This is a genomic window from Reichenbachiella agarivorans, from assembly GCF_025502585.1.
Taxonomy (GTDB): Bacteria; Bacteroidota; Bacteroidia; order Cytophagales; family Cyclobacteriaceae; genus Reichenbachiella; species Reichenbachiella agarivorans.
In genome coordinates this window covers 1,582,765-1,594,050 of the sequence record NZ_CP106679.1, presented here as the reverse complement: position 1 = coordinate 1,594,050, position 11,286 = coordinate 1,582,765, and the positions used below count along the sequence as shown (strand labels likewise).

Annotated in this window: 9 protein-coding genes; 4 read left to right on the top strand and 5 right to left on the bottom strand. The window is 40.9% G+C overall.

What is annotated here, in order from left to right; genetic code table 11:
• Nucleotides 1-32: 32 nt before the first annotated feature.
• Entirely contained in the window at nt 33-1,481 is a 1,449-nt protein-coding gene (locus N6H18_RS06735) for a hypothetical protein (protein ID WP_262311078.1), read from the bottom strand.
• Nucleotides 1,482-1,596: 115 nt separating this feature from the next.
• On the opposite strand from N6H18_RS06735, the gene proS reads away from it, so the two are divergent.
• Nucleotides 1,597-3,081 carry a proline--tRNA ligase gene (proS, locus tag N6H18_RS06730; protein WP_262311077.1) on the top strand — a complete coding sequence of 495 codons (1,485 nt, stop codon included), beginning with the start codon at nt 1,597-1,599 and terminating at the stop codon, nt 3,079-3,081.
• A 70-nt stretch (nt 3,082-3,151) separates the two neighbouring features.
• Here the strand turns inward: proS and N6H18_RS06725 are convergent, their stop codons facing one another.
• Entirely contained in the window at nt 3,152-3,961 is an 810-nt protein-coding gene (locus N6H18_RS06725; RefSeq protein WP_262311076.1) for an arylamine N-acetyltransferase family protein, read from the bottom strand.
• Nucleotides 3,962-4,216: 255 nt separating this feature from the next.
• Between N6H18_RS06725 and N6H18_RS06720 the strand changes: the two genes are divergently transcribed.
• From N6H18_RS06720 to N6H18_RS06710, 3 genes are all read left to right on the top strand, one after another.
• The gene (locus N6H18_RS06720) at nt 4,217-5,128 is read left to right on the top strand and encodes an SDR family oxidoreductase (RefSeq protein ID WP_262311075.1); all 912 of its coding nucleotides are present in this window, start codon (nt 4,217-4,219) and stop codon (nt 5,126-5,128) included.
• A gap of 177 nt (nt 5,129-5,305) precedes the next feature.
• Nucleotides 5,306-6,745, top strand: coding sequence for an RNA polymerase factor sigma-54 (gene rpoN, locus N6H18_RS06715; protein WP_262311074.1), 1,440 nt, complete (start codon nt 5,306-5,308; stop codon nt 6,743-6,745).
• A 158-nt stretch (nt 6,746-6,903) separates the two neighbouring features.
• Nucleotides 6,904-7,353 carry a PA-phosphatase gene (locus tag N6H18_RS06710; protein ID WP_262311073.1) on the top strand — a complete coding sequence of 150 codons (450 nt, stop codon included), beginning with the start codon at nt 6,904-6,906 and terminating at the stop codon, nt 7,351-7,353.
• Here the strand turns inward: N6H18_RS06710 and N6H18_RS06705 are convergent.
• From N6H18_RS06705 to N6H18_RS06695, 3 genes are all read right to left on the bottom strand, one after another.
• Entirely contained in the window at nt 7,350-8,072 is a 723-nt protein-coding gene (locus N6H18_RS06705; RefSeq protein WP_262311072.1) for a PorT family protein, read from the bottom strand. The genes N6H18_RS06710 and N6H18_RS06705 overlap by 4 nt on opposite strands.
• A gap of 92 nt (nt 8,073-8,164) precedes the next feature.
• The gene (locus N6H18_RS06700) at nt 8,165-8,887 is read right to left on the bottom strand and encodes a tyrosine-protein phosphatase (protein WP_262311071.1); all 723 of its coding nucleotides are present in this window, start codon (nt 8,885-8,887) and stop codon (nt 8,165-8,167) included.
• Nucleotides 8,887-11,283 (bottom strand): GumC family protein, encoded by a 2,397-nt coding sequence (locus N6H18_RS06695; protein WP_262311070.1) that lies wholly within the window; start codon nt 11,281-11,283, stop codon nt 8,887-8,889. The genes N6H18_RS06700 and N6H18_RS06695 overlap by 1 nt, the downstream gene beginning before the upstream one ends.
• Between the last annotated feature and the right edge of the window lie 3 nt (nt 11,284-11,286).

The window sequence follows — 11,286 nt, the reverse complement described above, 5'->3', positions numbered from 1 at the left end:
TGATTCGGGATTTAAAACTGTGTTGAGATAGATTACCTTCTGCTTCTGCTCGATGAGCTACTTCCCGATGAGCTACCTCTTGACCCTCCTGATGAACTTCCAGAAGACGATCTTCCGCTAGATGATCCTGAGCTACTTCTTGATCCACTAGAATAACCACTGCTGTTGCCAGTAGACCTACTAGGAGTGTACGACGATCCACTAGATGTACCAGAACTTCTAGAATAAGACGAAGAACTTGATCCTTGGTATCTCCTTGTTGGGGTGCTGCTGCTCGAAGAGCTAGACCTAGGAGTCACACTACTGTTGGAGTTCGTTCTGTTATAACTATTATTAGATGTACTATTGGTTGGGCTGTTTGTTCTGACATTCGACGAGTTACTGTTGGTTACTCGGCTATTTGATGAAGGGTTGGTTGCAGATGATGATCTACTGACCCTCTGATAGCTAGATGACTGGCTGCTTGGTGCAGGTCTATTATTTACAGCATTTTGTCTGGTGCCTGCTCTGGATTCACTTGAGCTGGTTCTTGCACTGGTTGATGTTCTAGTTGATGTTCTTGAATTGGCAGATATGTATTCATTGTGAGATTGTGTTCTCGCGCTGGCAGTACTTGAGGTTCTGACAGAACTCATTCTACTGTTAGGCACAGTAGAGCTAGACGCTACCCGTGCATTGGATGTGCTACTAGCGCCTCTTGCTGGTTCCACAGATGACATGCGAGATATGCGGTCACTATTCACAGAGACGTTTGATCCACGACTGTATCGTCCACCACGACTTACGTTGCGAGCTACATACTGACCTCCACCGGCATAGTATCCATCATAGAACCCATTGTAATAACCACTGTTATACCCATAATATGGGTAACCTCCATAGTATGGGGCGTACCACCTGTATCTGTTATAGCAATACATAGGTGAATAGAATGGATCATAGTAGAATGGGTCATAATAGCCGTATCCAGCTCCCCATCCCCAACCATATCCAATACTCATAGACCAGCCCCAGCCAGAGTTGTATCCGTATCCAGCACCCCAAGCAGGTGAATAAACTGGATAGGCGTTGTTGTACCCACTGTTGCCGTAGTAATTGTTGACCACAGTAGTTGGTTGCTGATTGGAATACGCTTGGCTACTTTGATCATATCCCTCTATGTAATAGTCTGAACCCGAATAAATAGGAGCGTCTGCATATGACTGAGCTGCTGCGCCCGCATTGGTTTCATCTTTGTATTTTTGAATATAATCAGGATTCACCTGTTTGTCGGCATAACTATTGGTATAAGCTGGATTGTCGTACGATTGCAAAGCTTTTTCTGAATCTGCGGCGACTTGTTCTTCAACTTTCTTTTCCTTCTCTCGGTCTTTGGCAGTGAAATACATGTCATCGTACTCCTGAGCGACGAGTGGAACAGAACTTCCCAATAGGAAAATTGCTAGGGCTAGGCTGATTTTTCTGTAGTTATTCGATTTCATGTTGACCTCCTGCTAAATGATGAAACATTGAGTTATAGTTATACGACAAACAATTATATTTGTCGCATATTTCAACCTGAAATATGCAATTTTCATACCAAGAATACAAATCAAGATGAGTAAAGGATTACCAAAAAGAAGCGAAGATTATTCGCTGTGGTATAATGAATTAGTGAAAAGAGCAGACCTTGCAGAAAACTCCGCAGTGCGTGGGTGCATGGTCATCAAACCCTATGGTTATGCCATTTGGGAAAAAATGCAGGCAGTGCTAGACCAGATGTTTAAAGACACAGGTCACAGCAATGCATATTTCCCTCTTTTCATCCCCAAATCATACTTGAGTAAAGAAGCCAAACATGTCGAGGGTTTTGCAAAAGAATGTGCAGTAGTAACACACTACCGCCTCAAAAATGACGAAAATGGAAAAGGGGTTGTCGTAGATCCAGATGCCAAACTAGAGGAAGAATTGATCGTCAGACCTACCTCCGAGACTGTGATTTGGAGCACTTATAAAAACTGGATTCAATCCTATCGTGACTTACCCTTGTTGGTCAATCAGTGGGCCAATGTCGTACGTTGGGAAATGAGAACTCGTTTGTTTTTAAGAACAGCGGAGTTTTTGTGGCAAGAAGGACATACCGCGCATGCCAGTAAGCAAGAGGCGATAGACGAGACCGTACAGATGATGAATGTCTACGCGGATTTTGCAGAGAATTACATGGCGATGCCTGTCTTGAAGGGAGTGAAAACCGAAAGCGAACGCTTTGCTGGTGCAGAGGACACCTACTGTATCGAAGCGTTGATGCAAGATGGAAAGGCACTTCAGGCAGGAACCTCTCACTTTTTGGGACAGAATTTTGCCAAGGCGTTTGATGTCAAGTTTGCCAACAAAGAAGGTGGAGCCATGGAATACGTCTGGGGAACTTCTTGGGGCGTGAGTACTCGTTTGATGGGAGCGCTGATCATGGCACACTCTGACGACAATGGATTAGTCTTACCTCCTAAATTGGCTCCATTTCATGTGGTAATTGTACCGATCTTCAAGAGCGATGAACAATTAGAAGAAATCTCTGTGGTGGCCAAAGGCATCATGGCAGACCTGAAAAAAATCGGCGTTAGTGTCAAATATGATGACAGAACGACCTATAAACCAGGATGGAAGTTTGCCGAGTACGAATTGAAAGGCACACCTGTCAGAATCGCAATCGGACCTAAAGATTTGGAAAATGGCACTGTGGAGGTAGCACGTAGAGACCTCTTGGAAAAGAGCATCATGACATTGGATGCTAATTTTGCTCAGGGTATCAGCGAGCTGTTAGACAACATCCAAGATACGATTCACCAAAAAGCACTGAAATACCGCGAATCACACTCCTTCAAAGCAGATACATTTGAGGAATTCAAAAGTATCATCAACAGCGAAGAAGGTGGATTTGTCTATGCGCATTGGGATGGAACTGCGGAGACGGAGGAAAAGATAAAAGAAGAAACCAAGGCAACGATCAGGTGTATTCCTTTGGACCAAGAGGCGGAAGAGGGTTCATGTGTCTATTCAGGAAAGCCATCGAAGGGTCGAGTAGTTTTTGCGAAAGCGTATTGATGTAAAAAAAGGAGAAATTAGTATCTAGACCTTGGATGCAAATCCTGCTTTTAGTGTCTAAATACTAATTTCATTTCTCCAAATACTCTATTCCAAAATGTTGTCTTAATAGTGCGCAAAACTCATCTGGATTAAGAATGTTTTGTTCTTGGTGAACTCCCAATTTGTTTATGATAAATTTTTTGTCCGTCAACGTGATTCTACCGTCCATTTTGGCTTGGGTGATGATTTTGTTTTGAGTGAAATGTGACTTGGAACTAGTCTGGTGGTAGTGACACATATCGATGAACTCGATCAATTGGTAGGCTTGTTTGCTAAATAGATAAATGGGTTGATAGCGCAGAGAATCCTCTGATTTGGATAGGATGTACTGTCCGTCTAGGTTTTTGTCCATTCTATAATACCGATTGTAATCCATCTGTATCTCTCCAGGGTAAAGCAATTTGGGCGTAAGGAAAGCATCTCCAAATCCTACATCACAGAGATAAGTACTTTGATTGACGGATGTCAAGATCGCCGCATGACTCAAAGCAGGACCGACTCCCCCGCTCGCGTCATATACACTCGCCCCTATGAGATGAGTATCAAACCCTAGAGACTGGAGCAAACTGTAAAAAAGCCCATTCAACTCAAAACAAAAACCTCCTCTTCTCTGAATCAATACTTTGTAAAATATCCGATCTATATCCAAAATGATCTCTCGGTGCATATGGATATCCAGATTTTCAAATGGGATATGAAGCAAATGATTTCTGTGAAGTAGTTTGAGGTATCGCGACGAAAGTTGGTTTTCGCGTGGGGTCTTGATCCGAGCCAGATATTGGTTGATCTGCTGGTCTGTGAGTTTCGGTTTTTGTCGCTTTTGCGTGGTATCTAGCATGTCGCAAGGATCCAATTCATTTCACAAGTATTGTGCTGTGAAGATAATGATATATTGATTACTCATCCTTTTTGTAGAGCACAGTTGAAATCGAACCTATGACTTGAGTAGATGGTTTCATTCTCATGCAAGGTTATAGTGGTTTTTTCTATGTTTTGGTTCTCACTAGATTGGTTTAGACAAGGAGAGGAACGCATTTTTTATCTAAGTTTACATTCAATTTCCTACGAATCTACCTAGATAAAAATCACACAAATGAAAATATTAATAACTGGTGCCAATGGATTGTTGGGACAGAAATTAGTTCAGCTACTCCTCGACAATAACGAAACCATCATCGCTACCTCTCATGGAGAGAGTCGTTTGGATTACCTCCAGGGGGATTTCATCTATGAGAAAATGGATATTCGTGAAGCGGATCAGGTCATGGGCGTAATGTCTAAATATTCGCCAGATGTAGTGGTCAACACCGCTGCCATGACCAATGTCGATCAATGTGAAACAGAAAAGGAAGAATGCATTCGTCTAAACGTCGATTCTGTCAGACATCTTGTCAAGGCTTGTAAGCAGACAGGTGCGTTTTTGATACATTTATCGACTGACTTTATTTTTGATGGTACATCTGGACCCTATTTGGAGACAGATGAAGCCAATCCGTTGAGTTATTATGGCGAGAGCAAGTTGGATGCTGAAAAGATTGTAGAAGCCAGTACAATAGACTGGGCTATTCTGCGTACCGTATTGGTCTATGGAATTACACCAGGGATGAGCAGATCCAATATCATTCTTTGGGTGAAAAACAGTTTGGAGCAAGGCAAGGAACTAAAAATCGTGGACGACCAATGGAGGACTCCTACTCTAGCGGAGGATTTGGCTATGGGTTGCTACCTCGCTGCTCAACAGCGAGCCAAAGGTATTTTCAATATATCAGGCAAGGATATGTTGACTCCCTATGACATGGCAATGAAGACCTGTGACTATTTTGATCTAGATCGCTCTTTGATCACTAAAGTCGATGGGAGCATGTTTTCACAGCCAGCCAAACGTCCCCCAAAAACAGGTTTTGTTTTGGACAAAGCTAGAAATGTGTTAGGTTTTGAACCTGTTTCTTTTGATGAGGGCATCAAAATTCTGGATCTCCAGATCAAATCATTGCTCGTTGAGTGATCATCCTGTGATCACAAAATGAGAAGGTAAAATATTGGAAAATTTTGTTTTAGGTATTTTCTTAGCGTCGTTTAATCCACGCCGTGCAAAATTCGTTCATTCTATTTTGATGGGCTGTACGGCTTTTATTATGAAAAAGAATAAATTTGGTTTGAAGATTTAAAAGAATACTTATTCATGCAGAAACTCGGGTTAATCCAATCCCTCGGCCAAAAGCTCTCACCGCAGCAAATACAGTTCATCAAGCTGCTACAGGTTCCTACGGCAGAGTTGGAAGCACGGATAAAAGAAGAATTAGAAGTCAATCCAGCCCTCGAAGAAGGCAAGGAAGAACCAGCAGAGGAACAAAGTGCTGATGATGACCTGTCAATGGATGACAACAGCAACGATGAGCTCAATGTCGATGATTATCTCAATGAGGATGATTATGCTGGATACAAAATGCAAGGTGATGGCAATTCTCAGGAAGAGGATCGTGAAATTCCTTTTTCTGTGGGCAGTTCACTTCAGGAACAATTGATTAACCAACTCGGTTTTCTTCGCTTGGACGAGACGCAGGAGATTATTGGGCGACAGTTGATCGGGAGTATCGAAGCGGATGGATACATTCGTCGTGACTTAGAAGCCATCATGAATGACCTGGCTTTCTCCCAAAATATAGAAACCAGTTTGGACGAAGTAGAAGAGATTCTGTACAAAATACAATCCTTTGATCCAGCAGGTATAGCAGCTCGTTCACTCAAAGAGTGCCTTTTGATTCAATTAGACAAAAGAGAGAACCATGGTGTAGAGGTCGAACTGGCACAAAAAATTATTTCTCAATGCTTCGAAGAGTTTACTAAAAAACATTACGATAAAATTGAGAAAAAACTGGGAATCAGTGAAGATTCCCTCAAAGAAGCAGTACAAATCATTACCCGTCTCAATCCTAAACCAGGAGGTACTACTGATGGTTTGGTAAGAGTCCAATACCTGTTACCAGATTTTATTTTGGTCAACAATGATGGCAAGCTAGAGTTGACACTCAATTCTAAAAATGCCCCTGAGCTGAAAGTGAGCAGATCCTATTCGGATATGTTTCAGTCATACAATAAGAGTGACAAGAAAGACAAGAAACTCAAAGAGACGGTTTCGTTTGTGAAGCAAAAACTGGATGCTGCCAAGTGGTTTATCGATGCTGTGAAGCAGCGCCAAAACACCTTGCTCAATACGATGAATGCCATCATCAAATACCAGTATGATTTTTTCTTGGATGGTGACGAGACCAAATTGCGCCCAATGATCCTCAAGGACATCGCAGAGATCATTGGTATGGATATCTCAACTGTGTCGCGGGTGGCAAATAGTAAGTCCATCCAAACCGAGTTCGGGATTTTTCCATTAAAATATTTCTTCTCAGAAGGCATTGCCACTGATTCTGGTGAAGACGTGAGTAGTCGAGAAGTCAAGCAAAAACTCAAGACCTTCATCGAGAATGAAGACAAATCTAAGCCTCTCTCTGATGACAAATTGGAAAAGCTACTCAATGCGGAAGGTTATAATATTGCCAGAAGAACGGTAGCAAAATACAGGGAACAGTTGAATTTGCCAGTGGCAAGATTACGCAAGGAGCTATAGTGGACAATCGATTGAGTCAAGTCATATCGCATCTGTTTCACCCACTGCTGATGCCGACGTTCACCTTTTGCTTATTGTATTGGTATGTTCCACATCTGATTCAGCCCATTTCGCTGCTCTCACTTCCGTTTTTGTTCATTAGTACTTTTGTGATCCCAATGATTAGTATTTCGGTACTGAGGGTGTCAGGTTCCATTTCGAGTTTGAAGATGGACAAAAGAGAAGAGAGACTGATACCGTTTGTTTTCATCACACTGTTCTTCGTGATGACGACCTATCTTTTTATAATCAAGGTAGGAGTCAATGATTTGGTAGCTGTGATTTTTATTTCGACGACTTTGCTGTTGGTGTTGCTGACCTTGATTACGATCGTGTACAAGATCAGCATTCATTCTGCTGGCATGAGTGGTGTTGTAGGCTATTTGCTAGCTCTGTGTTGGCAATACCCTGGCAGTGAACTGATCTACCCCATGCTAGGCGTGATTATGTTGTCAGGAGTGGTAATGAGTGCTCGGCTTCAGCTAGACGCGCACCAGCCCAAGGAAATATTGGCTGGTTTTGCTTTAGGATTTGCCATTTGCTTTGCTGCGATCTACTGGTTTGTTTAGAGACCAGAGATAGAGATACCGATGGTATGGTTGATGATCTTATTGTTGTCGGCAAATTGATTTTCCTTAATCACTGGTGTGATATACTGTTTGTAGAACAAACTTACTCCTCCTAGACCTACTCTAGCTTGCAATCCAATTCTAAACTTAGGAGTATCTAAAAAGTCGGCATCTCCTTTGACTTTGATTTTAGCTTTTTCTCCCAAATCTTTATCTTCATACTTGATTTTAGCTTTGGTTTCGAAAGCATAACCAAACATACCACCAACACTGATATATGGTGAACTTTTGGAATCATTACCAGTCATGTTGTATCGAATCTCTATAGGTAACTCAATATAATTGAACGCCATTTGACCTTTAATAATATCTATATTTGAACCAAGATCAGTTAATGTCCCATCAGGATCAATAAAATTGGCATTTCGAGATCCTATTTTCTCCAGACTCACTCCGATCCCTGGTCTGAACTCCATTTTTTTACTCAAATCAAAAGGCTTTACAAAATAAATAGCAACCGATTTAGATCTCCACCAATGTATGTCATTCCAATAGTCTGGCTTGCCAGTGAGCATGTTGAATCCAAAATCTACTTGAATCTCTCCTGGCAACTCTGGGGTCTTTTTGTTTACTTCTTCACTCAATTGAGCGGATGCATCAAAATCTAGGGTGAGGAGTAATGCGAGTGCTCCTAGGACTATTGTAACTTTTTTGTTCATTTGCTTGAATTAAAGCCTTTTAATTTTCGAGTCGCAAAGATAGATGAATTTTGAAATTATCAATTTTCATGGGTGTTTATCTCCACGCAGTGTTATAATGAGTTATTGAGCAGTGAAAGTTGCCCCGCTTTTTGAAAAGATTTTAGTTGGGTAGCTTTTATATATAATTCTACGTGTTGCATACGATGGATATCAGAACCAATCAAATGAACCCACTGCTTATTAATGATATATTCGGCGGTTTTTTTTGCTCCCAAAGAATAATGCCCTGTCAGTGAGGCTGCGTTGATTTGTAATTTGACTCCCATATCAATGTACTTTTGTAAGCTATCGGGGTCTCGCTGAACATAATCATAGCGCTCTGGATGAGCAAAAATAGGTTTAAGTCCTTTGGCGATGAGCTTGAAAAATACCTCTTCTAGTTGTAGCGGTTTGTTCATAAACGCCGTTTCAACTAAAATATAACCGTCAGAGAAACTCAATAACTCGTTATTGTCATTGATTTGTTGGATGAAAGTCTCATCCACATAGTATTCCGCCCCTGCAACTACTTCAATAAGAATATTCTGCTCTTTTAGTTTTTCATTGAGCTGTTTCACACCATTTCTGATGATTTCTGGTGTATTGGGGTAGTAATCAGCTATAATATGAGGTGTCGTGATGACCTTTTTGATGCCAATAGCAGAAAGTTGTTTGATAATTTCTATTGATTCATGCCAGGTTTTGACACCATCATCAATACCTGAAATGAGGTGTGAATGGACGTCAACAGTCAACGGGCTGATGAATGGCTTTTTTTTGAATAGACCGAACATTACGATTTTCTCTGGAATATACTCTTAAACCTCGAACTGGAGTTGGTTTTTTGATCCTCCTCGTAGTAACCTGATCCACTACCTGTCCCGTATCCATATCCGTAGGTACCACTGCTACTAGTAGAGTTGAATATGACAGACAGGTTAGTAAATTTGTTGTTTTTGATCAAACTATGAATAGCCTTGAGATAGACTTTTTTTGAATAGTCTGCCCGTACCACATAGACAGGTAAATCACTCTTTTTCATCACCAAGATACCATCTGTGACTAAGCCTACAGGAGGTGTATCCAAAATCACAATATCAAATTTTGACTTGAGTTCCTCCAAGAATTGATTGAAACGATCGCTCAAAATAAGTTCTGATGGATTGGGTGGTGTAGGGCCTGCACTGATGTAATACAGGTTTGCTAGTTCTGATTCATTGAGACATTCGTCTAATGTATTTCTATTGATGAGCAAGGTACTTACTCCTCTGTGGTTTTGCTCGGAACTAAACGCCAAGTGGACTTTAGGTCTTCGCATATCTAGATCTACCACTACTACTTTGAGCCCTGAGTATGCAAATATAGCGGCGAGATTCACTGTAATAAAAGTCTTTCCTTCACCACTGACGGTTGATGTAATCGAGATGACCTTTCTACCATTGCCAGAGGACATAAACTCCATATTGGTGCGGATAGACCTCAAAGCCTCGCTAATAGAAGACTTAGGGTTGGTATTGACCACCAAGCGCGTAGTTTGTAGCTTTTGTACACTGTATCGAGGTACTATTCCTAAAACAGGCGCCATCAATAGTCTTTCCAGCTCTTTGATGTTAGTAATTTTATCATCAATCAAATAGCTGATGGCGATAAAAAAGAAGCAAATGACTAGACCTGCTACAAAACCAGCACCATAGACTAATATTTTTTGGGGCTTGATGGGCTCGGTGGGAGTGGAAGCAGGGGACAATACCACGAAATCTGTAACTGTCCCAGCACGGGCAATTTCCAATTCAATTTTACTTTGAATCAAGGAGAAGTAAAACTCTTCTTGCAAGGAATACAAACGCCTGTTTTTGTTGTACGAAGTACCCATGGATGGCAACTCAGCAAAGTTACTCTCTAGAATGGTACGTTTACTAGTGAGTTCTTTTTGGGCAGACAACAAATTTTCTTTTAGTGATCCAAGGCTCGATAGTGCGTTCTTTTTAGCCAACTCTACTCTGTTGGTCAATTGTTGAATGATCTGGGTGTTCTCATTGTAGTTGGATAGCTTGAGTGCTCTTTCATCACGCAGTGCATTGTATTCTAGTATAAGTTCTTGACTCAGTTTGGGTATATCATGAAGTGTGATTGGTGTATCCTCTTGCAGTTGTTTGATTGCCAACTCGACTGATGAAATCTGATTTCGAAGATTGAACCTTTGCGAATCCAGCTCATTGAGCAACTGAATCGTGTAATTCAGGTCTTGAGTGAGATCCGTCGTTCTATTTTTGATCGTAAACTTCTCGAAATAATCTTCATACTGCTCCAGGTCTTTTTGAGTTTTGAACATCTGAGTCTCAAGAAACTGAATCTTTTGTTCAACCGCTTGATTTTTAGCAGCTTTGGTGTACAACAAATAGATCGTATCTATGGCTTGGAGGAGACTTTTTGCTTTGAATTTGTTGTAATCAGAGAGGCCAATTTTTATGGTGTTGGCGTTGAGATTGATTGGTTCTACCAGTATATTGTTTTGAAAATAGTCAATCAAGGCATCTTGGCTGTTGAGAACAAAATAGAAATCTACCAAATCTTTTTGATCCGCAAAGTAGTTTGTCTTGTATATGGTCATTTCGAAATAGTCATTGACTATTTTTTCTCCAAACACATGTGTATTTGATGCTTTTGATAGAAAATTTTCAGCATGGATGACAAACAAACGGTCATTGAGGATTTCGAGATTGATTCTTTGATCCAAAATCGATGGATTCAATATTTTGTATTCGACTCTAAATGGTGAATTGCCATAGCGCTCGTCATACAGGTGACTTCTTCCAGGATGAAAATAAGAGACATCCATTCCTACTGCATCGACTACTTTGCTCGCAAACAGTCTAGATTTTAAGATCTCGATTTCACCAGATACTCCCTTGATATCCTGCTCCATTGGGCTTTGTATTCCTAGAATACCCGCCTCACTTTTGATGTCCAATTTCAGAATAGATTCTGAACTATAAACAGGCTTGGTATATCGTATATAGAGAAAAGTAGCGGCATTGGCTACAAACAGAATCATAATAATCCAAAATAAATTTTTGACAAAGACTTGCTTGAGCTTGTCAAAATCTATGTTGTTAAGCGGGTCTTCATGAGAGTCCTGCTGATTCAAATTCACCTGTTCTGAGTCAATATGTTGCGTTTTGAAATTCAATCC